This window comes from Agrobacterium sp. 22-226-1 (assembly GCF_053522345.1).
The window spans coordinates 240,022-265,636 of the sequence record NZ_JBNWCP010000001.1 but is presented as its reverse complement, the minus strand read 5'-3'; the positions used below and the strand labels follow the sequence as shown (position 1 = coordinate 265,636).

General features: G+C 58.9%; 27 protein-coding genes. 15 read left to right on the top strand and 12 right to left on the bottom strand.

What is annotated here, in order from left to right; all coding sequences use genetic code 11:
- Nucleotides 1–3: 3 nt before the first annotated feature.
- The 3 genes from ACQZ5K_RS01340 to sppA all read right to left on the bottom strand — a co-directional run bounded on the left by ACQZ5K_RS01340 (nt 4) and on the right by sppA (nt 1,692).
- Complete coding sequence (locus tag ACQZ5K_RS01340) at nt 4–345, bottom strand: LapA family protein (RefSeq protein WP_448739450.1); 342 nt, start codon at nt 343–345, stop codon at nt 4–6.
- 64 nt (nt 346–409) lie between these two features.
- Nucleotides 410–736 carry an integration host factor subunit beta gene (locus tag ACQZ5K_RS01335; RefSeq protein WP_219256707.1) on the bottom strand — a complete coding sequence of 109 codons (327 nt, stop codon included), beginning with the start codon at nt 734–736 and terminating at the stop codon, nt 410–412.
- A gap of 2 nt (nt 737–738) precedes the next feature.
- Nucleotides 739–1,692, bottom strand: a complete 954-nt coding sequence (gene sppA / locus ACQZ5K_RS01330) for a signal peptide peptidase SppA (protein ID WP_448739614.1) — start codon at nt 1,690–1,692, stop codon at nt 739–741.
- A gap of 234 nt (nt 1,693–1,926) precedes the next feature.
- Here sppA and lptC point away from each other — a divergent pair, with 234 nt between their 5' ends.
- The 6 genes from lptC (at nt 1,927) to ptsN (ending at nt 7,043) form a co-directional block, all read left to right on the top strand.
- Nucleotides 1,927–2,592 (top strand): LPS export ABC transporter periplasmic protein LptC, encoded by a 666-nt coding sequence (gene lptC, locus ACQZ5K_RS01325; protein ID WP_059759327.1) that lies wholly within the window; start codon nt 1,927–1,929, stop codon nt 2,590–2,592.
- A 13-nt stretch (nt 2,593–2,605) separates the two neighbouring features.
- Nucleotides 2,606–3,169, top strand: a complete 564-nt coding sequence (locus ACQZ5K_RS01320) for an LptA/OstA family protein (protein WP_003503784.1) — start codon at nt 2,606–2,608, stop codon at nt 3,167–3,169.
- Between the two features lie 9 nt (nt 3,170–3,178).
- Nucleotides 3,179–3,988, top strand: a complete 810-nt coding sequence (gene lptB, locus ACQZ5K_RS01315; protein ID WP_003520083.1) for an LPS export ABC transporter ATP-binding protein — start codon at nt 3,179–3,181, stop codon at nt 3,986–3,988.
- 153 nt (nt 3,989–4,141) lie between these two features.
- On the top strand, nt 4,142–5,692 hold the full coding sequence (gene rpoN, locus ACQZ5K_RS01310) for an RNA polymerase factor sigma-54 (protein WP_448739449.1): 1,551 nt from the start codon (nt 4,142–4,144) through the stop codon (nt 5,690–5,692).
- A 234-nt stretch (nt 5,693–5,926) separates the two neighbouring features.
- The gene (gene hpf, locus ACQZ5K_RS01305) at nt 5,927–6,499 is read left to right on the top strand and encodes a ribosome hibernation-promoting factor, HPF/YfiA family (protein ID WP_059759321.1); all 573 of its coding nucleotides are present in this window, start codon (nt 5,927–5,929) and stop codon (nt 6,497–6,499) included.
- 82 nt (nt 6,500–6,581) lie between these two features.
- Nucleotides 6,582–7,043, top strand: coding sequence for a PTS IIA-like nitrogen regulatory protein PtsN (gene ptsN / locus ACQZ5K_RS01300; RefSeq protein WP_003503792.1), 462 nt, complete (start codon nt 6,582–6,584; stop codon nt 7,041–7,043).
- 80 nt (nt 7,044–7,123) lie between these two features.
- On the opposite strand, the gene grpE is transcribed toward ptsN, so the two are convergent.
- Nucleotides 7,124–7,759, bottom strand: coding sequence for a nucleotide exchange factor GrpE (gene grpE, locus ACQZ5K_RS01295; RefSeq protein ID WP_080852756.1), 636 nt, complete (start codon nt 7,757–7,759; stop codon nt 7,124–7,126).
- A gap of 112 nt (nt 7,760–7,871) precedes the next feature.
- Nucleotides 7,872–8,963 (bottom strand): heat-inducible transcriptional repressor HrcA, encoded by a 1,092-nt coding sequence (gene hrcA, locus ACQZ5K_RS01290; RefSeq protein ID WP_020811203.1) that lies wholly within the window; start codon nt 8,961–8,963, stop codon nt 7,872–7,874.
- Nucleotides 8,964–9,098: 135 nt separating this feature from the next.
- Here hrcA and rph point away from each other — a divergent pair, with 135 nt between their 5' ends.
- Genes rph through hemW form a run of 3 tightly spaced genes read left to right on the top strand, consistent with a single transcriptional unit; the run spans nt 9,099 to nt 11,682 of the window.
- Nucleotides 9,099–9,815, top strand: coding sequence for a ribonuclease PH (gene rph / locus ACQZ5K_RS01285; protein WP_003503798.1), 717 nt, complete (start codon nt 9,099–9,101; stop codon nt 9,813–9,815).
- A gap of 17 nt (nt 9,816–9,832) precedes the next feature.
- Nucleotides 9,833–10,477: an RdgB/HAM1 family non-canonical purine NTP pyrophosphatase gene (gene rdgB / locus ACQZ5K_RS01280; RefSeq protein ID WP_003520089.1), complete on the top strand. Its 645-nt coding sequence runs from the start codon at nt 9,833–9,835 to the stop codon at nt 10,475–10,477.
- A 5-nt stretch (nt 10,478–10,482) separates the two neighbouring features.
- Nucleotides 10,483–11,682, top strand: a complete 1,200-nt coding sequence (hemW, locus tag ACQZ5K_RS01275) for a radical SAM family heme chaperone HemW (RefSeq protein ID WP_448739613.1) — start codon at nt 10,483–10,485, stop codon at nt 11,680–11,682.
- A gap of 71 nt (nt 11,683–11,753) precedes the next feature.
- Here hemW and dnaA read toward each other — a convergent pair whose 3' ends face one another.
- The 4 genes from dnaA to mutM all read right to left on the bottom strand — a co-directional run bounded on the left by dnaA (nt 11,754) and on the right by mutM (nt 16,247).
- Nucleotides 11,754–13,214, bottom strand: coding sequence for a chromosomal replication initiator protein DnaA (gene dnaA / locus ACQZ5K_RS01270; protein WP_448733069.1), 1,461 nt, complete (start codon nt 13,212–13,214; stop codon nt 11,754–11,756).
- 869 nt (nt 13,215–14,083) lie between these two features.
- Nucleotides 14,084–14,350 carry a 30S ribosomal protein S20 gene (gene rpsT, locus ACQZ5K_RS01265; RefSeq protein ID WP_006310170.1) on the bottom strand — a complete coding sequence of 89 codons (267 nt, stop codon included), beginning with the start codon at nt 14,348–14,350 and terminating at the stop codon, nt 14,084–14,086.
- Nucleotides 14,351–14,545: 195 nt separating this feature from the next.
- A complete protein-coding gene (locus ACQZ5K_RS01260; protein ID WP_003520092.1) occupies nt 14,546–15,319 on the bottom strand; it encodes an enoyl-CoA hydratase in 774 nt (257 codons plus the stop codon).
- A 31-nt stretch (nt 15,320–15,350) separates the two neighbouring features.
- Entirely contained in the window at nt 15,351–16,247 is an 897-nt protein-coding gene (gene mutM, locus ACQZ5K_RS01255; RefSeq protein ID WP_448739448.1) for a bifunctional DNA-formamidopyrimidine glycosylase/DNA-(apurinic or apyrimidinic site) lyase, read from the bottom strand.
- Nucleotides 16,248–16,390: 143 nt separating this feature from the next.
- Between mutM and ubiE the strand changes: the two genes are divergently transcribed.
- From ubiE to olsE, 3 genes are all read left to right on the top strand, one after another.
- Nucleotides 16,391–17,167 (top strand): bifunctional demethylmenaquinone methyltransferase/2-methoxy-6-polyprenyl-1,4-benzoquinol methylase UbiE, encoded by a 777-nt coding sequence (ubiE, locus tag ACQZ5K_RS01250; protein ID WP_003520094.1) that lies wholly within the window; start codon nt 16,391–16,393, stop codon nt 17,165–17,167.
- Between the two features lie 36 nt (nt 17,168–17,203).
- The gene (gene ubiB / locus ACQZ5K_RS01245; protein WP_448739447.1) at nt 17,204–18,778 is read left to right on the top strand and encodes a 2-polyprenylphenol 6-hydroxylase; all 1,575 of its coding nucleotides are present in this window, start codon (nt 17,204–17,206) and stop codon (nt 18,776–18,778) included.
- Between the two features lie 165 nt (nt 18,779–18,943).
- A complete protein-coding gene (gene olsE, locus ACQZ5K_RS01240) occupies nt 18,944–19,858 on the top strand; it encodes an ornithine lipid hydroxylase OlsE (protein ID WP_448739446.1) in 915 nt (304 codons plus the stop codon).
- 8 nt (nt 19,859–19,866) lie between these two features.
- Here olsE and ACQZ5K_RS01235 read toward each other — a convergent pair whose 3' ends face one another.
- The 3 genes from ACQZ5K_RS01235 to ACQZ5K_RS01225 all read right to left on the bottom strand — a co-directional run bounded on the left by ACQZ5K_RS01235 (nt 19,867) and on the right by ACQZ5K_RS01225 (nt 23,096).
- Entirely contained in the window at nt 19,867–20,241 is a 375-nt protein-coding gene (locus ACQZ5K_RS01235) for an MmcQ/YjbR family DNA-binding protein (RefSeq protein WP_078051349.1), read from the bottom strand.
- On the bottom strand, nt 20,238–21,443 hold the full coding sequence (gene coaBC / locus ACQZ5K_RS01230; protein WP_448739445.1) for a bifunctional phosphopantothenoylcysteine decarboxylase/phosphopantothenate--cysteine ligase CoaBC: 1,206 nt from the start codon (nt 21,441–21,443) through the stop codon (nt 20,238–20,240). Before coaBC ends, ACQZ5K_RS01235 begins: the two co-directional genes overlap by 4 nt.
- 69 nt (nt 21,444–21,512) lie before the next feature.
- A complete protein-coding gene (locus ACQZ5K_RS01225) occupies nt 21,513–23,096 on the bottom strand; it encodes a peptide chain release factor 3 (RefSeq protein WP_003520100.1) in 1,584 nt (527 codons plus the stop codon).
- A 90-nt stretch (nt 23,097–23,186) separates the two neighbouring features.
- Between ACQZ5K_RS01225 and dut the strand changes: the two genes are divergently transcribed.
- The 3 genes from dut (at nt 23,187) to cysK (ending at nt 25,471) form a co-directional block, all read left to right on the top strand.
- Complete coding sequence (gene dut / locus ACQZ5K_RS01220; protein ID WP_448739444.1) at nt 23,187–23,657, top strand: dUTP diphosphatase; 471 nt, start codon at nt 23,187–23,189, stop codon at nt 23,655–23,657.
- 87 nt (nt 23,658–23,744) lie between these two features.
- Complete coding sequence (locus tag ACQZ5K_RS01215; protein WP_448739443.1) at nt 23,745–24,362, top strand: LysE family translocator; 618 nt, start codon at nt 23,745–23,747, stop codon at nt 24,360–24,362.
- A 140-nt stretch (nt 24,363–24,502) separates the two neighbouring features.
- Nucleotides 24,503–25,471 carry a cysteine synthase A gene (gene cysK / locus ACQZ5K_RS01210; protein WP_003520103.1) on the top strand — a complete coding sequence of 323 codons (969 nt, stop codon included), beginning with the start codon at nt 24,503–24,505 and terminating at the stop codon, nt 25,469–25,471.
- The last annotated feature ends 144 nt before the right edge of the window (nt 25,472–25,615 follow it).

Sequence of the window (25,615 nt, the reverse complement as noted above, 5' to 3'; positions counted from 1 at the left end):
ACATCACTTTGCCGGGAGTTGTCCGGCATTTGGAAGATGGCCTGTCGCAGCGGCTTTCTGCCGGTTCGCTTCGTCATGCCAGCGAACGGCTTCCTTCGCCTCGATACGGGCGCGTTTGCGATGTTTGCCCTGGGCGAACCATGTGGCCGCCGACCCCAGCAGCACACCGAAAATGACCGCCAGAAACAGGAATACGAAAAACGGCGCGGTGAAGGACAGAACGCCATCTTCCGGTCGGAACGGATTGAGCGCCAGCGTCACGCATTGACGATTGGCCACGCACAGGATGACGAGAATAATCGCCAGCGGAAGCAGGATGATGAGGTTGATGATTTTTTTCGACATCCGAGAATACTCCATCGCTGCGGGGCTCCGCTAGCTCCGTTTCCGGCGCGGGCAGTGAGGACGATCAATCGTCCTCTTCGTCACCCATGCCGGGGTTCAGGCGCTCGCGCAGTTCCTTGCCCGTCTTGAAGAAAGGCACCCATTTTTCTTCGACAAAAACCGACTCACCCGTGCGCGGGTTCCGACCGGAACGCGACGGACGGTTTTTCACCGAAAATGCGCCGAAACCACGAAGCTCGACACGATTTCCTGCCGCCAGGGCGTCGGTGATTTCATCCAGCACCGCATTGACGATGTTTTCCACGTCACGGTGATAAAGGTGCGGGTTACGCGCAGCAACGATCTGCACCAGTTCAGACTTGATCACGGTTGCCCCCTGAAAGAATTGGATTTTTAACGCGGCTCAACCTGCCAAACGGAAACAAGACCGTCAAGAAACAACTTGTCCGTACCGAGCTGGCCGGGGCCTGCGAAGGGAATTAAATCGTCATATCCCAGAAACTTCGCTATTTGCGCAACACTGAAAACCGCAAAAGGCGAGCGGGACGACGGCGCGCGCCATTCAACGATCGGCAGATCCTTGGCAACACCGCGTGTTTCGAAATAGCTGCGAATTTCCTTTTCGCCGCCCAGCGTATCGACCAGCTTGTTGGCGAGCGCCTGCCTGCCGGTGAAAATCGATCCATCCGCCAGTTTCAGCACGTCTTCGCGCGGCAGCTTGCGGCGATCTGCCACAAGGTCGACAAACCAGCCATAGCTGTCCATCACCATGGCGCGGATCATCGTCTTCGCCTCCTCCGGCGCCTCGTGGAACGGCGAAGGCTCCGCCTTCATCGGCGACGACTTGATTTCCTGCAACGAAACGCCGAGCTTTTCCATCAACTGGCCAAGCTGGGGGTACTGGAAGATCACGCCGATCGAGCCGGTTATCGAGGTCTCGCCGGCGACGATGACATCGCCTGCCGATGCGATCATATAACCTGCCGAAGCGGCGAGCGTGCGCACATCCGAGACAACCGGCTTCTTTTCCGCAACGCCTCGAATGGCCTTGAAGATGCGCTCACCGCCATAGGTGGTGCCGCCTGGCGAGGAAATCGACACGATCAGCCCTTTGACATTCTCGCTCTTGGCGATCTTGTCGAGCCGCTCGATAAGTTCGGTATTGTCGGTGATCAGGCCGGAGACCTCGACGCGGGCAATATGGGGTTTCGCATTTTGCTGCGGTCCATCCCATAAAAACCGGTAAAGACCGAAAGCGCCGGCGACAAGCAGGAGAACGGCGGCAACCCGCCAGAAAGTCAGCTTGCGGCGCAACCGCCTGCGATCCGCTATCGCCATATTGTCCATAAAAACCTCTGTCATCCGCTTTTGCGCTTCAGGCCATATGGTTCTTCTAACGCGAAGCCGCAAGGAAACAATAAGGAAACCAGAATTACGATAAAATTCGCATTTCCCTTGCACCTCTCCAGACAAAAACCATATTGGCAGGACAAAGCACTCATGCCAAAGACATTTAGATAGAGACACAAGCTTCGATTGTGCGCCAGAATGGCGCCCTAGAAGCATTCCGGACCCACTCTTATGCTCGAAAGACTCCGCGAACCCGCGCCAGCATTTTCGCTGCCCAATGACCAGAACGGCGCCTATGACACCGCGCTGCGGCATTCTGCGCGCGTGAAGCGGCTGAAAATCATTCTGCCGCTCGGCGCGGCAATCATTTCGCTCGCCTTCATCGCCGTTTCGGTTATCCGCACCTGGGCGCCCGACGAGGTTTCTCTTGAGAGCGCGCGAATTGAAGACGGCAAGATCGTGATGGAAAAACCGGCTGTTGCCGGCCGCAACGAGAAGGGGATCGATTATTCCATGAACGCCGACCGTGCGTTGCAGGACATCGCCAACCCCAATCTCATGACCCTTGAGAAGGTTCTGGCGGCAGTGCCGGTAAACGACAGCGTCGCGCAGGTGATCGCCCAGGAAGGCATTTTCGACCGGGCGACCAACAAGCTGAAGATGACCGCTCCTTTTGACATCAATCTCAGCAATGGCATACAAGCGAAGTTCCAGTCTGCGGATGTCGATCTGAAGGCCGGGAAAATGAGCAGCCAGGAGCCGGTTTCTATCAAAACAAACGACGGCTCGATTGTTGCGCAATCGATTGACATCGCCGATAATGGCAAGACAATTACATTTTCGGGGCAGGTACGGGCACGTATCGCTGCATCCAATATCAAGAATGAAGGCAAGTGAGAGCCCGGTCCAGATGATGCAAATTTCCCGTCCCGTTTCCCTTGGCAAATCCGCCGGCCTTGCAGCCGCAGGCCTTGTCTTTTCGTGTCTTGCAACTGTGGCTTTCGCCCAGAACACCACCAGCAACATGCAGGGCGTCAAGCTTTCCGGCGACCAGCCTATCGCGATTGAAAGCGATCAGCTCGAGATTCGCGATCAGGAGCGCAAGGCCTATTTCACCGGTAATGTGAAAGTGGTGCAGGGAACGACCACCCTTCAGGCCGGCAAGATGACCGTGAATTACAAGGGCGAGGGTTCTTCGCTCACCAGTGGCGACGCAAATATCGAAAAAATCTTCGTCGACAATAATGTCTATCTGACGTCCGAGACCCAGAAGGCGACGGCCGATCACGGCGAATTCGACATGGCGGCGCAGACCTTCATCCTGACCGGCAAGCAGGTCGTGCTGTCCGAGGGCACGAATGTGTTCACCGGCTGCAAGCTCACCGTTCTGATGAATACGGGACAGGCCAAGCTGGAAAGCTGCGGCGGTCCTGTCCGGATCATGCTCGATCCGAAATCGCAGAAAAAACAGTAGTCTTTCCTCGTGAAGATACCCTCGATCTCAAAGATATTCGGCGGCGGGCGCAGCCGATCCGCGGACGCGGCCTCGCCGGCGGACAAGACCCCCTATCAGGGCACGCTGATCGCGCATGGCCTGACGAAGACCTATAATACGCGCCGTGTCGTCAACGGGGTTTCGCTGGTCGTGCGCCGAGGCGAGGCCGTGGGACTGCTCGGCCCGAACGGTGCGGGTAAAACCACCTGTTTTTACATGATCACGGGCCTGGTGCCCGTGGATACCGGCAAGATCGCCATCAACGGCAATGATGTCACCACCATGCCGATGTATAGACGCGCGCGTCTCGGCGTCGGTTATCTTCCGCAGGAAGCATCGATCTTCCGGGGCTTGACGGTCGAGGAAAATATCCGCGCCGTGCTGGAAGTGCATGAGCCGGACGCTGCCAAGCGCAACCGCAAGCTCGATGAGCTGCTGGAAGAGTTTCATATCGCGCAACTGCGAAAGTCGCCTGCCGTGGCGCTTTCGGGTGGCGAGCGGCGGCGTCTGGAAATCGCGCGCGCACTCGCGACCGATCCGACCTTCATGCTGCTCGACGAACCTTTCGCAGGCGTCGATCCGATTTCGGTCAGCGATATCCAGAATCTGGTGAGACACCTGACAGCGCGCGGCATCGGCGTTCTCGTGACTGACCACAATGTCCGTGAAACGCTCGGTCTCATTGACCGCGCCTACATCATCCATGCCGGCGAGGTGCTGACGCATGGACGTCCGGACGATATCGTCAACAATCCGGATGTACGCCGTCTCTATCTCGGCAATAATTTCAGCCTTTGAACGCCTGGGCGCGAAAGATTCTTCATCGCGCCCCGCCCTGACGCTTGACCAAACAAAATAAAAAAGCAATTTTTGGGCCAAGTTCCGTCGTCTCAGTAAAATTTCTGGAAAATCAGGCGACGGAGAAGCTGTAAGGGGAGTTTCGCGTCCGCCATGGCATTGTCTGCCAGCCTTTTGCTGCGTCAAAACCAGTCTCTCGTGATGACACCGCAACTGATGCAGTCCATCCAGCTGCTTCAGATGACGCATTTCGAGCTGACGCAGTTCATTGCGCAGGAGGTGGAGCGCAATCCGCTGCTGGAAATTGCGGCAAACGATGGCGATTTGAGCAGCGATGCACCTGTAGACGCGGAAAGTTTTGGCGACGCCGATAGCGAAAGTTCGGAGAGATCCGCCACGGTGACGTCAGACAGTGACGACTGGTATGGCGACCGTGCCGCAAATCTTGGCGAGCAGCTGGATACCAGCTTCGAAAACGTCTTTCCCGATGATGCCGAGCCCCGAAAAGCCGATGCGCCCGAACTGGCCGGCCAGTGGAAATCCATGCCCGGCCAGGAGTCGGGGGAAAGTTACGATCTCGACGATTTCGTCGCGGCCAGACAGAGTCTCGGCGACCATCTCAATCAGCAACTGCCGCTCGCCATATCCGCCGCCGAGGACCGGATGATCGCCGATGCGCTGATCGGCCAGCTTGACGAGACCGGCTATATTGCGGCGGATGCCGTCGACGACGTCGCCGAACGGCTGGGCGCGGCCCCGTCGGCGGTCGAGCACGTTCTGAAGACGCTTCAGGGCTTCGATCCACCGGGTGTATTTTCCCGTTCCTTAAGCGAATGTCTGGCGATCCAGCTTGCCCAGAAGGACCGGCTCGACCCGGCCATGCGGGCTTTCGTCGACAATCTGGAACTTCTGGCGAAACGCGACTTCGCCTCCTTGAAAAAAATCTGCGGTGTCGATGAGGAAGACCTCCTCGACATGCTGGCGGAAATCCGCACGCTCAACCCCCGCCCCGGCGCGGGTTACGATTCGATGGTTTCGGAGACCATCGTTCCCGATATTATCGTTCGTCCCTCCTCCACCGGCGGCTGGCTGGTGGAAATCAATCCCGAGACGCTGCCGCGCGTGCTCATCAACCAGAGTTATTTCGCCGAGGTGTCGAAACACAAGGCACGCGCAGGCGAGGATCAGGATTTTCTGACTGAGTGCATGCAGACGGCGCATTGGCTGACCCGCAGCCTCGACCAGCGCGCCCGGACAATCATGAAGGTGGCGACGGAAATCGTGCGCCAGCAGGATGCCTTTCTCGTCAATGGCGTGGATCATCTGCGCCCGCTGAACCTCAAGACGGTGGCCGACGCCATCAAGATGCACGAATCCACCGTCAGCCGGGTGACATCGAAAAAATACATGCTGACGCCGCGCGGTCTGTTCGAGCTGAAATATTTCTTCAGCGTGTCGATCAGCGCCGTGGAAGGCGGAGACAGCCATTCGGCGGAAGCGGTGCGCCACCGCATCAAGGCCATGATCGCGCAGGAGGCCGCCGAGGCGGTTCTTTCAGACGATGATATCGTCGACAATCTGAAAAAGAGCGGCATCGATATCGCCCGCCGCACCGTCGCCAAATATCGGGAGGCGATGAACATCCCCTCCTCCGTGCAGAGACGTCGGGAAAAGAAGGCGATGGCCAAGCTATCCGCCTTCTGAGCGGTGGCCGCGATCACGTTTATGGCGGTTTTTTGCCGCACCATTGACTCTTGCCACGGCAAGGGCTAGAAGCCCGCCGCACACGTAAGCAAGGTCATTTGTAACGGATTCATCTCCACCGTCCATGGGCGTAAAATTCGAATGAGGGCTTTTTAAGGTCTTCGAAACGCTTGGATGCGCGCGCGGCTTGACGTAAGCTGGTACTCGCAAATCACTACAAAAAGGAAAATTTCCATGAGTGTGCGTGTATCTGGTAAACATATGGAGATCGGTGAATCTTTCCGTCAGCGGATCGAGGACAATATAGGTCTGGCGGTTACCAAATACTTCGATGGGGGGTATTCAGGCCAGGTGACCGTGGAGAAGTCCGGATCGCGTTTTGCCGCGGACTGCAAGCTGCATCTCGATACCGGCATTGTATTGCATGCGGCGGGTCAGGCAAATGATCCGCAGGCCAGCTTCGATGCCGCCGCAGAGCGGATCGAGAAGCGCCTGCGCCGCTACAAGCGCAAGCTTAAGGACCACCACAATGGTGCGAATGGCGTGTCGCAGGAAATCGCCTATACGGTGATGGATGCTATTCCCGATGAGGACCACGAGGTTCCTGAAGATTACGCACCCACCATCGTAGCGGAGAGTTCGAAACAGATTAAGACAATGTCCGTCGCCAGCGCCGTGATGGCGCTCGACATGACGGACGAACCGGTTCTGCTGTTCCGCAGCCCGGGCAAGGAATATCTCAACATCGTTTACCGGCGTCATGACGGCAATATTGGCTGGATCGACGCGGAAACGATCAAGAGCTGAACAGTCTGACAAGACGTGGGAGGCAGAGCGCGAAAGCGTAGCTGCCTCCTGCATCGTCTCGATGGCATGAAGGAAAAAGAGAATGGCGTTGGCAGATTTGCTGCAACAAGATGCGATTATTCCCGCCCTCAAGGTGAATTCCAAAAAGCAGTTGCTTCAGGAGCTGGCCGCAAAGGCAGCCAGAATTACCGGAGTCTCGGAACGGGAAGTTTTCGACGTCATCCTCCAGCGTGAGAAACTCGGCTCCACCGGTGTGGGCCACGGCATCGCCATTCCGCATGGCAAGCTCAACAGCATCCATCAGATCACCGGCGTCTTCGCGCGCCTTGAAACACCGGTCGATTTCGAAGCGCTGGACGACCAGCCGGTCGATCTGGTTTTCCTGCTGCTCGCGCCCGAGGGCGCCGGCGCGGATCACCTGAAGGCGTTGTCCAGAATTGCACGCGCCCTGCGCGACCCTGAACTGGTCGCCAAGCTGCGCGCCACCGATTCCGATACCGCAATCTACGCTTTCCTCAATCAGGAGCAGGCGACGGCGGCTTGATCGCGGCTAACTCCCTCAGTTTAACGGCAATAAAAAACGCGCCCTGAAGGCGCGTTTTTTATGACGTAAGGATAGATGCCTTACGCGTCTTTTTCATTGAGAGACGAGGTGCCCGGCTCGGCCGATGCGGCAACTTCCGCCTTCGGGCCGCCCTTGGCGACGCCGACCATTGCCGGGCGCAGGACGCGGTCGCCGATGGTGAAACCGGCCTGAACCACCTGCAGCACGGTATTGTTCGGAACCGCCGGATTCGGAATTTCGAACATGGCCTGATGGAAATTCGGGTCGAACTTCTGGCCCTCGGCATCGATCTTCTTCACGCCGTGGCGTTCCAGCGTCGACAGCATCGAACGTTCCGTCATCTCGACGCCTTCGATCAGACCGTTGAGACCGGCTTCGCCATTGGTCTTGAGTTCATCGGGAATGGCTTCAAGCGCGCGGCGAAGATTATCGGAAACGGCGAGCATATCGCGCGCGAAACCAGCGAGAGAATAGGCTTTCGCATCCTTGACATCGCGTTCCGTACGACGGCGAAGATTGTCCATTTCGGCCGCAAGGCGCAGGAACTTGTCACGCAGGTCGGCATTTTCAGCCTTGAGCAGCTCGACCGGATCGGGTTCGGCAGCGTCAATCGGCTCTTCCCCGGCGAGCGCGGGTTCGACAAACTCTTCGGCGACGTCCGCGTCAGGTCCGGGCTTTTTTGTATCGTCGGTCATGACGTTCTCCAGATTTGAATATGTTGGTTGCGCCCGATATCGAGCTTTGACGGGCAAAAATCAAGGCTTGCGGCGAAAAGCTTGCCGCATTCCCTGACCTTGCGGGTCTGTCCTATCTCTGCTTGCGGGAAAGGCGGGCCATGATCTGCGCCGTATAGTCCACCATCGGCACAATACGGGCGTAATTCAGCCGGGTCGGGCCAATGACGCCGACCGCACCCACGACACGATTGTCCTCATCGCGATAGGGCGCGACGATCAACGACGAACCGGACAGGGAAAACAGCTTGTTTTCCGAGCCGATGAAAATCCTGACCCCCGAGCCGCTTTCCGCGAGATTGAGGATTTCGATGAGATTTTCCTTGCGCTCCAGGTCGTCGAACAGCAGGCGCACCCGATCGATATCTTCCTCACCGGCGAGACCCTCGAGCAGGTTGGAGCGACCGCGAACGATGAGACGGCCGAGCTTGCCCTCCTCATTGTCTCCCGCCCATACCGCCAGACCGCGCTCCACGAGGTCCTGCGCCAATATGCCGAGTTCCGATTGCAGTTCCGCCCGCTGCGTCTGGAATTGACCGCGCAACTCATGCAGCGTCTGACCGGAGAGATGGGCATTGATGAAATTCGCCGCTTCGGTCAATTGCGACGAGGAGATGCCGGCCGGCAATTCGATGATGCGGTTTTCGACCTGATTGTGGTCGCCCACCAGCACGGCGAGCGCCTTGGTGGGCTCCAGCCTTATGAATTCGACATGCTTGAGGATGACGTCGTTCTTCGCCGTCAATACGAGGCCCGCGCCGCGCGACATGCCGGACAGCATGCGGCTAGCCTCCGTCAACAGCCCTTCCAGCGACTGTTCGTGGCCGGCGACCGGTCCGATCTGACGGTCGATAGTCGCCCTTTCCTCGGCGGGCAGGTCACCCACCTGCATGAAGGCGTCAACAAAGAAGCGCAGCCCCGTCTGGGTCGGCAGGCGACCGGCGCTGATATGCGGCGAATAGATGAGGCCCAGTTCCTCGAGATCGCTCATGACGTTGCGAACGGAGGCGGGTGAAAGCGACATCGGCAACAGCCGCGACAGGCTGCGCGATCCGAGCGGCTCGCCCGTATCGAGATAGCCTTCGACGATGCGCCGGAAAATTTCCCGCGACCGTTCATCCAGCAGCGATGCCTGATCTTTTGATAGCGGTGCGGAAAAACCCATTTCGTCCGTTCTTTGTCGTTCAAACCAGCTCGCATCAATATAATGCGTTGCAACGCCGCGGCAAAATGGAAATTGGCTTTGCAAAAGCCCGGACCTCGCCTTAGAAGGCAGGGACCAACATGGAGAGTGGATCATATGCGGCCTTCAGGCAGAAAAACCGACCAGATGCGCAAGGTTTCCTTCGAGCGCAATTTCTCGAAACATGCCGAAGGTTCCTGTCTCGTGAAATTCGGCGACACGCATGTGCTCGTCACCGCAAGCCTTGAAGAAAAGACGCCGCCGTGGCTGCGCAACAGCGGCAAGGGCTGGGTCACCGCCGAATATGGCATGCTGCCGCGCTCCACCCACGAGCGCATGAAGCGCGAAGCCGCTTCCGGCAAGCAGGGCGGTCGCACGCAGGAAATCCAGCGCCTCATCGGCCGTTCGCTGCGCGCCGTCGTCGATCTGCAGGCGCTGGGTGAGCGCCAGATCAGCATCGACTGCGACGTCATCCAGGCCGATGGCGGCACCCGCACCGCGTCCATCACCGGCGCATGGATTGCCCTGCATGACTGCCTGAAATGGATGGAAACCCGCAACATGATCAAGGTCGAGAAGGTTCTGAAGGACCATATCGCCGCGATCTCCTGCGGCATCTTTGCCAACCAGCCGGTGATCGATCTCGATTACCTCGAGGATTCCTCCGCCGAGACCGACGCTAATTTCGTCATCACCGGCTCCGGCGGCATCGTCGAGGTTCAGGGCACAGCGGAAGGCGCGCCCTTCTCCGAGGAAGAATTCCTGACGCTGCTCGGTCTTGCCAAGGCCGGTTGCAGCGAACTGGTCGCCCTTCAGAAACAGGCAATCGCCTGAGCCGACAGGAAAGCACCATGCGCAAGCTCGATACCAGAACGATCGTCGTCGCCAGCCACAACAAGGGCAAGATCGCCGAAATCGCCGATCTGATCGGGCCTTTCGGCTTCTCCGCCAAATCGGCGGCGGAACTGAATTTCGAAGAGCCGGATGAGACGGGTACGACCTTCGAGGAAAATGCTGCCATCAAGGCGCTTGCCTCCGCTAAGGCATCGGGTCTTCCGGCTTTGTCCGACGATTCCGGTCTGGTCATCGATGCGCTGGATGGTGCGCCGGGTGTCTATACCGCCAATTGGGCGGAAACGGCCGATGGCACCCGCGACTTCGCCATGGCGATGCAGAAGGTCGAGGATGCGCTGGCCGAGCGAGGCGCATCGAAACCGGAAGACCGCACCGGCCGCTTCGTCAGCGTGCTGTGCCTGGCGTGGCCGGACGGGCATCTCGAATATTTCCGCGGCGAGGTGGAAGGCACGGTGGTGTGGCCGCCGCGCGGAACGAGCGGTTTCGGTTACGATCCGGTCTTCAAACCGGAAGGATACGACACCACATTCGGCGAGATGAGCGCGGATGAAAAACACGGCTGGAAACATGGCGACGCCTTCGCGCTTTCGCACCGTGCCCGGGCGTTTAAAAAATTCGTAGAAACCTGCCTGGAGGCATGAACCCGATGGTCGGGGAGCATCAACTTTCTGCCCCCGGCGCGTCGCTTCTGCCGGATACGGGCGATCCCGGTTTCGGGATCTATCTGCATTGGCCCTTCTGTGCGGCCAAATGTCCCTATTGCGATTTCAACAGCCATGTCCGCCACCGGCCGGTGGATCAGGAACGGTTTACGGCAGCCTTTCTCCGTGAAATGGAACATATGCGGACGCTGAGCGGCCCGCGCGTCGTGACCAGCATTTTTATGGGCGGCGGCACGCCGTCGCTGATGGACCCGCAGACGGTCGCGGCACTTCTCGATGGCGTCTCGCGCTTCTGGCATGTGCCGGATGGTATCGAGATCACCATGGAAGCCAATCCTTCCAGCGTCGAGGCCGAGCGTTTTCGCGGTTACCGCGCGGCGGGCGTCAACCGTGTCTCGCTCGGCGTGCAGGCGCTGAACGACCGCGACCTGAAGTTCCTTGGCCGCCTGCATGATGTTGCCGATGCCTTGAAGGCCATCCGGCTGGCGCGGGAGATTTTTCCGCGCATGTCCTTCGATCTCATCTATGCCCGACCGAACCAGACGGTGGCCGAATGGGACGCTGAGCTGAAAGAGGCTGTCTCCTACGCGGTCGACCATCTGTCGCTCTATCAGCTGACCATCGAGGAAGGCACGCCCTTCTACGGGCTGCACAAGGCCGGCAAGCTGATCGTCCCGGATGGCGAACATTCGGCCGTGCTTTATGAAGCGACGCAGGAAATCACGGAGCGTTACGGCATGCCGGCATACGAGGTTTCCAACCATGCCCGGCCGGGTGCTGAAAGCCGCCACAACCTGACCTACTGGCGTTATGGCGATTATGCCGGCATCGGCCCCGGCGCGCATGGACGCCTGACGCGAGGCGCTTCCAAGCTCGCAACCGCCACCGAGCGCCACCCGGAAAACTGGCTCGAAACCGTCGAGCGGGAAGGCCACGGTATGGTCGATCAGGAGCTGCTTGGCGTCGATGAGCAGGCCGATGAATTGCTGCTGATGGGCCTTCGCCTGCGCGAAGGCATCGATCTCGCCCGCTGGAGCGACCTTTCCGGCCGCAATCTCGATCCGGAAAAGGAGGAATTCCTCCTCCAGCACGGTTTCGTGGAAAGGCTCGGCAATTCCCGCCTGCGCTGCACGCCGTCCGGCATGCTCATTCTGGACGCGGTGGTGGCCGATCTCGCCTGCTGACGCCAGCCTCCACCCGGCTTTAGCCCAATAAACAAGACGACAATAAAAAAGCGGCCCGAAGGCCGCTTTTTTCATGCGTTGTTTTCATTGATCAGGCGTTTCAACAGCTCAACCTCATGGCCGAGCTTGGTGTCGCCGGAAATCAGTTCCTCGATCTTGCGCACGGCATGCAGAACCGTGGTGTGATCGCGACCGCCGAAACGGCGACCGATCTCGGGGAAAGACCGCGGCGTCAGCATCTTGGCCAGATACATGGCGATCTGGCGTGGCTTGACGATGACGCGGGTGCGGCGGTTGGACACCAACTCCTGTCGCGACACATTATAGTGCTTGGCGACGATGCGCTGAATATCCTCGATGCGTACACGCTTGGCCTCACCCGTCCCGACGAGATGCGACAGCAGCTCATCGACACGATCAACCGAGAGGTTCGGCTCGAAAGAGCGACGGAACATCAGCTGATTGAAGGCGCCTTCAAGCTCGCGTCCGCTTGCCGTCACGCTCTTGGCCACATGGGTCAGGATTTCATCCGAAATCTCGAAGGACGGATCGTCCTGGCGTGCCGAGCCGAGGCGGCGGTTGAGCATCTCATAGCGCATGTCGTAGTCGGGACCTTCGATCTCGATGGCCATGCCGCCCTGAAGGCGGGAACGGACACGCGGATCGAGCGATTCCAGCTCCCATGGCGCACGGTCAGCCGCGACCACGACCTGCTTGGCGCTGTCGAGCAGCATGTTCAGCAGATGGCAGAATTCGTGCTGGATCATCTTGCCCTGCAGGAACTGCATGTCATCGATGACGAGCAGGTCGATATTGCGCAGCGTGTCCTTCAGCGTCAGCGCGTCATTGTCGCGGATCGCAGTGGCGAAACGCCACATGAAATATTCGGCCGTCAGATAGACCACGCGCGGATTGCGTGGGCTGTCAATGGCGGCATTGGCGATTGCCTGCAGAAGATGCGTCTTGCCGAGGCCGACACCCGCATGGATGAACAGCGGGTTGAAGCGCACGGCGCCGGCACCGGCTTCGGCGATCGTCTTTGCCGCCGCAAGGGCGACGCGGTTGGACGAGCCTTCGACAAAGGTATCGAAGGTGAAACGTGTGTCGAGCGGCGAACCGAACAACGGCCCGGAACCGCCCTGACGCATGGTCGCCTGCGAAGCCGCAGGCTGTGCGGCAGGCGTCGCGGGCTGCGACGGAATGAAGGACTTGTTACGCTGAACCGCACCGACTTCCGGAACGGGCTGCGCCCTTTCCTCGGTCTGAGCTGGACGGACCGGGCGGCTGGCCGAGCGGACCAGAATCTCCACCTTCAGCACATCCGGATCCTCGCTCTGGACGAGGTTCGTGATCAGATCCATGTAACGGTTGTTGATCCAGGACTTCAGAAAGGTCGTCGGAACGGTAAAACGGACGACGCTTTTCGAAACGGAATGGAGTTTGAGCCGTGCAAACCAGCTTGCATAGACCTCCGGACCAACCTGTGCCTTGAGCCGCGCGCTAAAACGTTCAAACAGCGCATCGTGCGTCATTGCCGATTTGTCCCCTGCCGCATCTGAGCAAGCTGCATCACGCGTCTTTGGTGCGCGGTCCCCATCAACCACCGCACCCATCGCCAAATTCAATTGCATATTGCCGCCTTTCAAATTGCCAATCATAGCCTGACGATCAAAGATCGATCGCCAGAGATCCCCCTCGTATATTTTTGCCTCCAGCGTTCCCCTCGAAAGAACGTCAAAGGCGACTACTCGTTTGCGAGCCGGTTATCCCATTTCCCTCCCCCTCATGGAGAGGCCTGCGACACGCTAAAACGCTCCTTTCGTTACAACCTTAAGGCGCATTCTTGAGGACAAAAAACTCCCGCCCGTTCCGGAGACCGAAACGGCACAAAAAGCTCCATGACCTGAAAAAACGGACCCCGAAAGACCCGCCAGCAAGAAGGTGAATATCGTCGATACGATCATCGAGATAATCTGTGGACTGAGATCCGCACCCCTTGTTGAAATGCATTTAGGCAGGATCGTGGGGAGAGATCAATGGCGTTTTTTCTGCAAAAACTCAGATCGGCCATTGACTCGCAAAGGCCGTTTTGCATCACCGACAAGGTGCGAAGCAGAATCGCTTATGAATCAATGAGATTCAATTTTGGCAATTTTTGAGAGCTGATTTTGGCAAAAAAATAAAAATCTTCTTGACTCAAAACTAGCCGCGACTTCCGTAGAGAAAGCGCCTGAGTTTTCCAGAGACCTCCAGCAAACCTTTGTTTTTATTACAAATTTCCTGTCGTCCATCTGACATGCGTTTGTCACGTTACGGCAGCAATGGTTAACGGGCAGTTAGAATCACAAAAAGCCCGGTCAAAAGACCAGGCTTTTTGAATAATTATTTGTGATTAGCCGGATTAGGCGGAAAGAGCCTTAACGCGCTGTGCGAGACGCGACACCTTGCGGGATGCCGTGTTGCCGTGCAGAACGCCGCGGGTCGCTGCGCGCTGGATCTCAGGCTGGGCTGCCTTCAGAGCTTCGGTGGCAACTGCCAGATCACCGGTAGCGATTGCTTCCTCGACCTTGCGGATGAAGCCGCGAACGCGCGAACGGCGAGCCTTGTTGACTGCGGTACGGCGAGCGATCTTGCGGGTCGCCTTTTTCGCCGAAGTTGTATTGGCCATGTATGCCTCTCTTCGAATTCAAACCAAATTCCGCAACCATAGGATCGGGTCGTTCGAAGACCTCAGCTAACCCAAGAATGCGGGAGTAATTTCGGACAAGCCGGATGGCTTTCCTTAACCGTGGGCGGGCATATACCGCTAAAGCTTACGCCCGTCAACGCGCAAAACGCTTAAAAGCGCCGATATTCCGAATCCTTAGCGATTCCGGAAAGCGGGCTTGCGCTTTTCCACGAAGGCGGCCATGCCCTCCTTCTGATCCACTGTCGCAAAGAGCGACTGGAAGGATCGTCTTTCATATCTCAGTCCTTCCGCAAGCGGCACCTCGAAGGAGCGATTGACGCTTTCCTTGGCCATGAGAACGGAAGCACGCGACAGGGAAGCGATGCGGGTTGCCGCCTCCACCGCCTCGTCCATGAGATTTGCAGCCGGCACGACACGCGACACGAGACCGGCCCGCTCAGCCTCCGCCGCATCCATCATGCGCCCGGTCAGAACCAGATCCATGGCCTTCGCCTTGCCGACTGCCCGTGTCAGCCGCTGCGAGCCGCCCATGCCAGGGATGACGCCGAGGGTGATTTCCGGCTGGCCGAATTTTGCCGTGTCCGAAGCGATGATGAAATCGCACATCATCGCCAGCTCGCAGCCGCCGCCCAGCGCAAAGCCGGATACGGCAGCGATGACCGGCTTGCGGGTGGCCGCAACCTCGTCCCAGCCGCCGAGAAAATCGCCGACATAGGCATCGACGAAATCCAGCCCCTGCATTTCCTTGATATCGGCGCCTGCCGCAAATGCCTTTTCCGAACCGGTGATAATGATCGCACCGATGGAATCATCGGCGGAAAACGAAGACAGAATGTGCCGCAGCTCTTTCAGAAGCACCGAATTGAGAGCGTTGAGCGCCTTGGGGCGATTGAGGGTGATGACACCCACCTCATCGCGTTTCTCGACCAGTATCGTTTCATAGTCCACGGCAATCTCCCCTTCCGGCACTCCGGCTCCGTTACTTCTGGCAGGCGGCGCAATAAAAAGTCGAACGACCGGCCTGCACCACCCTTTCAACCGTACCCCCGCAGCCGGGTGTCCGGCAAGGCTGGCCTTCCTGATCGTAGACCGAAAAGGAGTGCTGGAAATAACCGAGCGTTCCGTCCGTCTGTATATGGTCTCGCAATGAGGAGCCGCCGGCGGCGATCGCATCCGCGATCACGTCGCGGATTTTCTCCGTCAGATCGACGAGCTGCGCCTTGGGCTTGCCACCTTTCGTCACCAGCGTTCCCGCCGCCCGCAAAGGCGAAAGATGCGCGCGCCACAGCGCCTCGCAGACATAGATATTGCCGAGACCGGCAATGACCTTCTGGTCCAGCAGCGTGCTTTTCAGGGGCTGGCTTTTACCTTCAAACCGGCTCGCCAGATAATCCGCGCTCAGCGCATTGCCTGTCGGCTCCGGGCCTAGCTCGGCAAAGGCAGGGTAAAGGTCGAGCTTGTTGCGCTCCACCAGATGCATGAAGCCGAAGCGGCGCGGATCATTATAGATGACGCAGACGCGCTCTTCCCCTTTATCCAGATGAAAGACGACATGGTCATGCTTGCCGTCTTTGGAACGGGCATGGTGAAACGTACCTGGCGCATTGCCAATCTCTTCTGCCTCCGCCTCGATGCGAAACGAGCCGGACATGCCGAGGTGGGAAACGATGGTCAGCCCATCCTCCAGTTCGATCAGAAGATATTTCGCCCTGCGCCCGAGCGACAGGATCGTCTTGCCTTCGATAAGCGCTGCGAAATCCTGCGGGAATGGAAAGCGCAAATCGGGGCGACCGAGATGGAGCCTGCGGACCCTTGCGCCTTCCATGGCGGGCGCAAGGCCGCGTCTGACGGTTTCGACTTCTGGCAATTCTGGCATCTGGCTTATCCGACAGTTTATCGTTAGGACCATGTGGTCTATACAGTGCACGCGAAATGTCGCGCCCAGGCGATGCGGCAACAGATAGCGTTGCCATGGCGTTTCCGCTATGGTCCGCCACGCAATAAAGATGGAGACAAACGATGACCGACGCCCGTACCACTGCCCAAGGCGGCATGGAAACGTCCTATGGCTTCCACAAGGTGGACGAAGGCAAAAAGCAGGGGCTGGTCAACGAAGTCTTCCACAAGGTGGCCAAACGCTACGACATCATGAACGATGTGATGTCGGCCGGCCTGCACCGGCTGTGGAAAGACGCCATGGTCTCTTCGCTTTCGCCGCGCAAGGATGCGTCCTACAAGGTTCTGGACGTTGCGGGCGGCACCGGCGATATCGCCTTCCGCATCATCGAAGCCTCCAACCGTCTGGCGCATGCCACCGTTCTCGACATCAACGGCTCGATGCTGGCCGTCGGCGAAGAACGCGCGGCAAAAAAGAAGCTTTCCGACAATCTGACCTTCGTGGAAGCCAATGCCGAGGAACTGCCTTTCGAGGCAAACAGTTTCGACGCCTATACAATCGCGTTCGGCATTCGCAACGTACCGCGCATCGATGTCGCGCTGAAAGAGGCACACCGCGTGCTGAAGCGCGGCGGGCGGCTGCTGGTGCTGGAATTTTCCGAGGTAGAAATGCCGTTGCTTGACCGCGTTTACGACGCCTGGTCGTTCAACGCCATTCCGCAATTCGGCAAGATGATCACGGGTGACGCCGAGCCCTATCAATATCTGGTCGAATCGATCCGCAAATTCCCCAATCAGGAGGATTTCGCGACGATGATCCGCACCGCCGGCTTCTCCCGTGTCACCTATACCAATTACACCGGCGGCATCGCCGCCCTGCATTCCGGCTGGAAGCTTTAAGACCATGGCCGGCAGACGCAGGAGACAAGCATAAGCATGAGTACTTTGGGCGCATATTTCCGCCTCGCAAGGGTTGGCTGGGTTCTCGTGCGCGAAGGCGTCGTGCTGGCCCTGCCTTCCGATGACCTGCCTGCTCCCGCCCAATTGTTGAAAGCGCTGCTGAAGCCGTTCGCCCGCAGCAAGGCGAAAAGGGCGCAGCGCAGCGACCGTCTGGCGGTGGCTGTGGAGCGGCTCGGTCCTTCCTATGTGAAGATGGGTCAGTTTCTCGCCACCCGGCCGGATGTGGTGGGCGCCGACTTCGCCGACGATCTCGCGAGCCTTCAGGACCGCATGGCCTTTTTCCCGGCGGCTGCGGCGAAAGCGAACATCGAAGGCTCGCTCGGCCGTTCGGTGTCTGATCTCTACAGGGAATTCGGCGATCCTATCGCCGCCGCCTCCATTGCCCAGGTTCATCCGGCAATGGTGGATACGCCGAAAGGGACGCGCAAGGTGGCCGTCAAGGTCATCCGCCCCGGCGTGCGCCAGCGTTTCCAGAACGACCTCGAAGCGATGTATCTGATTGCCGATCTGCAGCAGCGTTTCGTTCGTTCCGCGCGTCGCCTGCGCCCTGTCGAGGTGACACGCACGCTGGAGCAGACCACCAAGATCGAGATGGATCTGCGGCTCGAGGCCGCCGCCCTTTCCGAACTTGCGGAAAACACCAAGGACGATCCCGGATTCCGAGTTCCCGAGGTCGACTGGGAACGCACCGGGCGCGATGTCGTCACCATGGAATGGATCGACGGCGTCAAGATGTCGGATATCGAAGGGTTGAAGGCCGCCGGCCACGACCTGAACAAACTCGCCGACACGCTGATCCAGTCCTTCCTGCGGCACACGTTGCGCGATGGTTTTTTCCATGCCGACATGCATCCCGGCAATCTCTTCGTCGATGCTGAGGGCGAGATCGTCGCCGTCGACATGGGTATTGCCGGACGTCTCGGCAAAAAGGAACGCCGCTTCCTTGCCGAAATTCTCTACGGCTTCATTACCCGCGATTACATGCGGGTGGCGGAAGTGCATTTCGAAGCCGGTTACGTGCCGGGCCATCACGATATAGCAAGCTTCGCCCAGGCGATCCGCGCCATTGGCGAACCGATCCACGGCCAGCCGGCCGAAACGATCTCCATGGGCAAGCTTTTGACGCTGCTATTCGAAGTGACCGAGCTTTTCGACATGGAAACGCGGCCGGAACTGGTGATGCTGCAAAAGACCATGGTGGTGGTGGAAGGCGTGTCGCGCATGCTCAATCCGCGCTTCAACATGTGGAAGGCGGCAGACCCGGTCGTCGGCGGCTGGATCAGGGACAATCTCGGTCCGAAACGCATCGTCACCGATCTGAAGGACGGCGTGAAGGCGGCCCTCAAGCTTGCCGAGGCAGCGCCGGAGATCGCCGCCAAGACGGAGAAGCTGCATTCCGAGTTGATGTATATGAGCGAGAACGGTCTGCGTTTCGACGCGCAGACGGCGGAAGCTATCGGCAAGGCGGAAGCGCGCCACACCAAATGGGGACGGGCGGCACTCTGGGTGATAGCGCTGACGCTTCTTTACATCGCCGTCAGGATAAGCTGAGCATCTCGGCACCGGTGAGTGCCATGTTTGTGTAATGCATTGGAGCGATAAGGGCCTGATCTCTAATGGAGACAGGTGATCGATGCGGGGTAAGGGCTGCTTTGATGCCTGCGCGGAATTGCGCCGGCGGTATAGACGGACGATGCCGGACGGGATTTGATTTTGATGGCAAAAGCGCAAGTACTGAAAGAGGCCCTTTCCTATTCTTCGTGGCCGCTGGTGTTCGTCGGCGGCCTGGTGGGGTCCTATTTCGCTTTCACGAGCAGCCATCCGATCGTGGCCTTTTTGACCGTTTATGCGGGCGCGGTTTTGAGCCTGTTTCTTCTCGAACGTTATATTCCCTATGAAATCCAATGGCTTGATGGTGATGGCGAGACCGCGAACAGCATCGGCCACACGCTTTTGACGAAAGGGCTGGTCCAGCTCGCAGCCGCCGCAGCGGCAATCTTCCCGATGGTGACCGCCAATGTGCTGCAGCCGCTCGCCGCCATGCGGTTCGATCTTTGGCCGTCTCATCTGCCGATGATCGTTCAGGTCGCCCTTGCGGTGACGATTGCCGAATTCGGCCTCTACTGGTCCCACCGTATTGCGCATGAAACCGTATTCTTCTGGCGTTTCCATGCGCTGCATCACAGCGTCGTGCGGCTCTGGGTCATCAATACGGGACGGTTCCATGTGGCCGATTCCCTGTTCAAGATCGCGCTCAGCCAGATTCCGCTTTATTTCATGGGTGCGCCGCTACAGGTTTTCTGGTGGCTGGGTGCCGTTACCGCATTCATCGGTATTTTGACCCATTGCAACGTCGATATGAAAACGGGGCCGCTCGATTACGTGTTCAGCACCCCGCGCCTGCACCGCTGGCACCATTCAAAACAGCTTCCGGAAGGAAACACCAACTACGGCGAGAATCTCGTCTTCTTCGATCTGATCTTCGGCTCCTATCATAACCCCGATAGGCCCTCTTCCACCGATATCGGCATCAAGGGTAAGATTGCGAAAGGATTCCTGCCGCAGCTCCTGCAACCCTTCACCAAGGAAGGCGTCCGCCAGATCATCGGCAAGGACACCAAACTGGACTGAACCGAAAACTAGAGGGCGCGCGCAGTATCGATCACGATACCCAGTTCGCCCCGCAGTTTTTTGGTCAAACCGGCTGCGACAAGCTCATAGGAGCGGCGCACATAATGCTCCAGTTCTTCCTGTTCGAGCGGGGAATGATCGCCAATCGATATCCATTTGCGTTTGGCGAAATAGGGCGCCTGCCCTATGCCTTCCAGCGAGGTCAGTATTTCGAAGCTCTCTTCCGAGCATTTCACGACCAGCCGCCAGTCCTCCCGCTCGCCAAGCACGGCAAAAACCTTGTCGCCCACCTTGGCGACATGGGAATCCCATTGGTCGACAAAACGCACGCCCGGCCATTTGCCGAGCACCCTGTCGAATGTCTTGCGATCGAACAGGCTCATGCGAGTTTCTCCGCGATCAGGACCGCCAGACGTTTTGCAACCTCGGCCTTGTCGAGATCCGGCCAGACGTCGATGCCATCTGCGGAAATGATCTTCACGCTGTTGCGATCCCCGCCCATGATGCCGGTTTCCGCCGAAACATCATTCGCGACGATATAATCCGCCCCTTTGCGCTCCAGCTTCGCCCGGCCGTTCTTCTCGACATCCTGCGTTTCGGCGGCGAAGCCCACCACAATCTTCGGGCGCTTTTCATGATGGCCGACGGTTTTGAGAATATCGGGATTTTCCGTCAGTTGCAGCGCCGGCGGCGCATCGCCCGGTTGCTTCTTGATCTTCTGCTCCGACGAGCCCGTCACCCGCCAGTCGGCGACGGCGGCGACCATGACGGCGATATCCGCCGGCAGTCTCGATATCACCGCATCGCGCATCTCCTCGGCGCGCTCGACATGGATCGTCGTGACCCCGGCAGGATCGGCGATGGTAACCGGGCCGGAAACCAGCGTGACCTCTGCCCCCAGTTCCGCCAGAGCCGCCGCAATGGCATGGCCCTGCTTGCCGGAGGAGCGGTTGGCGATGTAGCGCACCGGGTCAATCGGTTCATGCGTGGGGCCGGAGGTCACGATCGCCGTTCTCCCCTTCAGGGGCTTTGGCCCCTCATCCAGCAGTGCGGCGACGGCTTCGACGATCTGCAACGGCTCGGCCATACGGCCAAAACCAGCCTCGCCCTTCTCTGCCATCTCACCGGCCATCGGGCCGATGAAAAACACGCCGTCTTTTCTCAGCGTTTCGACATTACGCAGCGTGGGCTTTGCCGCCCACATTTTCGGGTTCATCGCCGGTGCCACCAGCACCTTTCGATCCGTCGCGAGAAGGATAGTGGAAGCAAGATCGTCTGCCAGACCATGCGCCATCTTCGCCATCAGATCGGCGGTGGCGGGCGCCACAAGCACGAGGTCGCAGCCGCGCGCCAGCCTGATATGGCCGACATCCTGTTCATCCTGCCGGGAAAAGAGCTCCGTGAAGACATGGGTGGCGGAAAGTGCACCGACAGCAAGCGGCGTGACGAATTCCTGGGCGCCCTTGGTCATGACCGGCGTCACCTTCGCGCCGCGCTCTTTCAGGCGGCGGATGAGATCGAGGCTCTTATAGGCCGCGATGCCGCCGGAGATGATGAGGAGAATATGTTTGCCTGAAAGCGTCATGATGCCGGACCAGTTTCCCGTTTCAGGGGAAACTAAGCCCTTGGCATACAAAGTGCAATCACGCCTTTGTCACGCCGCCTTGGCGACGTGATATTCCTTGATCGCGACCATCTTGATCGCCGGAAAACGCTCGGACTCATAGCGAAGCGAGAAAGCGTCCTGCGCCAGAAACACCGGATCGCCATCCAGATCGCGGGCGATATCGCCCCGCTTGACGTTGAGGAACTTGTCCATTTCCGCCGGCTGATCGGAGGAAATCCAGCGGCAGACGGAAAAGCGCGACATTTCGAAGGAGACCGGCAGGCCATATTCGCCCATCAGGCGCTCCTTCAACACGTCGAGCTGCAGCGCGCCGACAACGCCGACGATGGCCGGCGAACCGTCTTCCGGCGAAAACAGCTGCACAACGCCTTCTTCCGCCATCTGCTGCAGGGCTTCCTTCAGCTTCTTCGCTTTCATTGCGTCTTCCAGACGCACGCGGCGGAGAATTTCCGGTGAAAAGTTCGGCACGCCCTGGAAAACCAGGTTTTCACCCTCGGTCAGCGTATCGCCGATGCGCAGCGTGCCGTGGTTCGGGATGCCGACCACGTCACCCGCAAAGGCCGTATCGGCCAGCTGGCGCTGCGAAGCGAAGAAGAATTGCGGCGCGGTAAGACCCATCTGTTTGCCGGTGCGGGCAAGCCGCGCCTTCATGCCGCGCTCCAGCTTGCCGGAGCAGATGCGGGCAAAAGCGATGCGGTCGCGATGGTTCGGGTCCATATTGGCCTGAATCTTGAAGACGAAGGCCGTCATTTTCTCTTCGGCCGCATGTACGGTGCGGGTATCCGCCACCTGATCGCGCGGCGGCGGTGCGAAATCGCCAAGCGCATTGATGAGATCACGCACACCGAAATTGCGCAGCGCCGAACCGAAGAACACCGGCGTCATATGACCTTCGAGAAACGCCTGACGATCGAAAGGACGGCAGGCTTCCAGCGCCAGTTCAGTTTCTTCGACGAAAAGATGGCGCTCATTTTCCGGCAGGCGATCGGCAACCGCCTGCGGACCGTTGACCGGCATGGCTTCCACCTGCGTATCGACGCCACGGAAGGTGCTGTCGGCGAGATTATAGGCGCCACAGAAGGTCTTTGCCCGACCGACCGGCCAGGTGATCGGCGCGGTATCAAGCGCGAGCTTCTCTTCCACCTCATCCAGAATCTCGAAGGGGTCGCGGCTTTCGCGGTCCATCTTGTTGATGAAGGTGATGATCGGAATATCGCGCATGCGGCAGACTTCGAAGAGCTTCAGCGTGCGCGGCTCGATACCCTTGGCGGCGTCGATGACCATGATCGCCGCATCCACCGCCGTCAGCGTGCGGTAGGTGTCGTCGGCGAAGTCCTCGTGGCCGGGCGTATCGAGAATGTTGAAGACACGGTCGTTATATTCGAAGGTCATGACCGAGGTGACGACCGAAATGCCGCGCTCGCGCTCGATCTTCATCCAGTCCGAACGGGTCTGGATGCGGTCCTTCTTCGCCTTCACCTCACCGGCAAGCTGGATCGCTCCGCCGAACAGCAGCAGTTTTTCGGTAAGCGTGGTCTTACCCGCGTCCGGGTGCGCAATAATAGCAAAGGTGCGGCGGCGGGAGACCGCCTCGGCAAGTGTTTCGGCCATCTGACAAATCCTGTGGAATTGCGGGCTATCTAGCGTTTCAGGCCCACATTTGCAATTGACCTTGCCGCGATCTCGGCAAACTAATGCCGCATGACCCTTCAAAACGACAATCGCCCCCCTCTCCGGCTCGTCCGCCTCGCCCATGGCGCTGACCTCGAATTGCCGTCCTATGAGACCCGTGGCGCCGCCGGCATGGACCTGCGCGCTGCCGTACCTGCCGGTGAACCGCTGGCCCTGCGACCCGGCGAACGCGCCCTGGTCCCCACCGGTTTCATCTTCGAGGTTCCGCAGGGATACGAGGCGCAAATCCGCCCCCGCTCCGGCCTCGCCATCAAGAACGGCATCACCTGCCTCAACTCTCCCGGCACGGTGGACAGCGATTATCGCGGCGAGGTGAAAGTCATCCTCGCCAATCTTGGCCAGGAGGTTTTCGTCATCGAGCGCGGCATGCGCATTGCGCAGATGGTGATTGCGCCGGTAACCCAGGTTGTTGTGAGCGAGGTGACGGAAACCTCGCAGACCGCGCGCGGCGCCGGCGGTTTCGGCTCCACCGGCGTTTAACGACACCACTGGGACAGACGCGCGGACTGATTGTCTTTACCCGGCAATTTCGTTATGGATTTAGCGGATTTTCCGGGAAACACGATCATGACGCTGACGACCCTTTTCGCCTATGCCACCGCCCTCTTCATCGCCGCCGCCATTCCCGGCCCCGGCATGACGGCGATCGTGGCGCGGGCGCTGGGTTCGGGCTTTCGCGAAACCTTCTTCATGGGTCTCGGGCTGGTGCTGGGCGACATGATTTACCTGACCGCTGTGATCCTGGGCCTGGCCTTCGTCGCGCAGACCTTTCAGGAAGCCTTCATGGTTCTGAAATTCGCGGGCGCGACCTATCTCCTTTATATTGCCTGGAAGCTTTGGACCGCCGGCCTGCTGCCGCAGGAGCTGAAGGCCAAGAAAAGCACCAGCATGCCCATGTCCTTCCTGTCCGGACTGCTGATCACGCTCGGCAACCCGAAAACCATGCTGTTCTATGTGGCGCTGGTGCCGACGCTGATCGATATCCGCATGATCGGCCCTTCGGAATATGCGACACTTCTCGCCATCACCTTCGTCGTGCTGATGGCGGTTCTCCTGCCTTACATCCTGCTTGCGGCCAAGGCGCGTAACCTCCTGAAAAGGCCGAGCGCCTTGACGATCCTCAACCGCACGGCGGCGGGTATTCTGGCCGGAACCGCGACCATGATCGCGATCCGCAGCACGTAAAACAAATTCGTGCATTTACGCGATTTATCGTGAAATTATTCCTGCAATCTAGGGATATTAGGACGAACGTTCGCTAGCTTGCGAAAGCTATTGCTCCTATTCTGCCGCTCAAATCTTGCGGTCTTACACAGGAGAGCATCATGCCCGAAGCCAGAAAGCCCGGACGCGGACGCGTCTATTCCTCGATTACGGAAACAATCGGCGACACGCCGATCGTGCGGCTCGACAAGCTGGCGAAAGAGAAGGGCGTGAAGGCCAACCTTCTCGCCAAGCTCGAATTTTTCAATCCCATCGCCTCCGTGAAGGACCGCATCGGCGTCGCCATGATCGAAGCTCTGGAAGCTCAGGGCAAGATCACCCCTGGCAAGACCACGCTGGTGGAGCCGACCTCCGGCAACACGGGCATCGCGCTTGCCTTCGCGGCCGCTGCGAAGGGCTACAAGCTGATCCTGACCATGCCTGAAACCATGTCGGTTGAGCGCCGGAAAATGCTGGCCCTGCTCGGCGCCGAACTGGTGTTGACCGAAGGTCCCAAGGGCATGAAGGGCGCCATCGCCAAGGCGCAGGAACTGGCCGAAACGCTGCCTGACGCCATCATTCCGCAGCAGTTCGAAAACCCCGCCAATCCCGATATTCACCGCAAGACGACGGCTGAAGAAATCTGGAACGACACCGAAGGCACGGTCGATATTCTCGTCTCGGGTATCGGCACCGGCGGCACGATCACTGGCACGGGTCAGGTGCTGAAATCCCGCAAGCCCGAGGTGAAGGTCATTGCGGTCGAACCTGCCGACAGCCCGGTTCTTTCGGGCGGCAACCCCGGCCCGCACAAGATTCAGGGCATCGGCGCCGGTTTTGCACCCGCCATCCTCGATACCGGCATTTATGACGAGATCGTCACCGTGACCAATGACGAGGCTTTCGAAACCGCACGTCTGGCGGCAAGGCTGGAAGGCGTGCCGGTCGGCATCTCCTCGGGTGCGGCGCTGGCGGCGGCAATCAAGGTCGGCGCGCGGGAAGAAAATGCCGGCAAGAACATCGTCGTCATCATTCCTTCCTTTGCGGAACGTTACCTTTCGACAGCGCTTTTCGAAGGCCTTGGACTTTAAGCCACGCTTTCAAGCGCGGTACGGTCGCGCGCCAGATTAGCGAATATTCTTATGTGCCGCCGGCTCCGCTGGCGGCACAGTGTTTTTTCAGGGAAGGCACAAAAGGCGACCTTCTGGAGCATATCCGGTTTAAACGGAATCGTT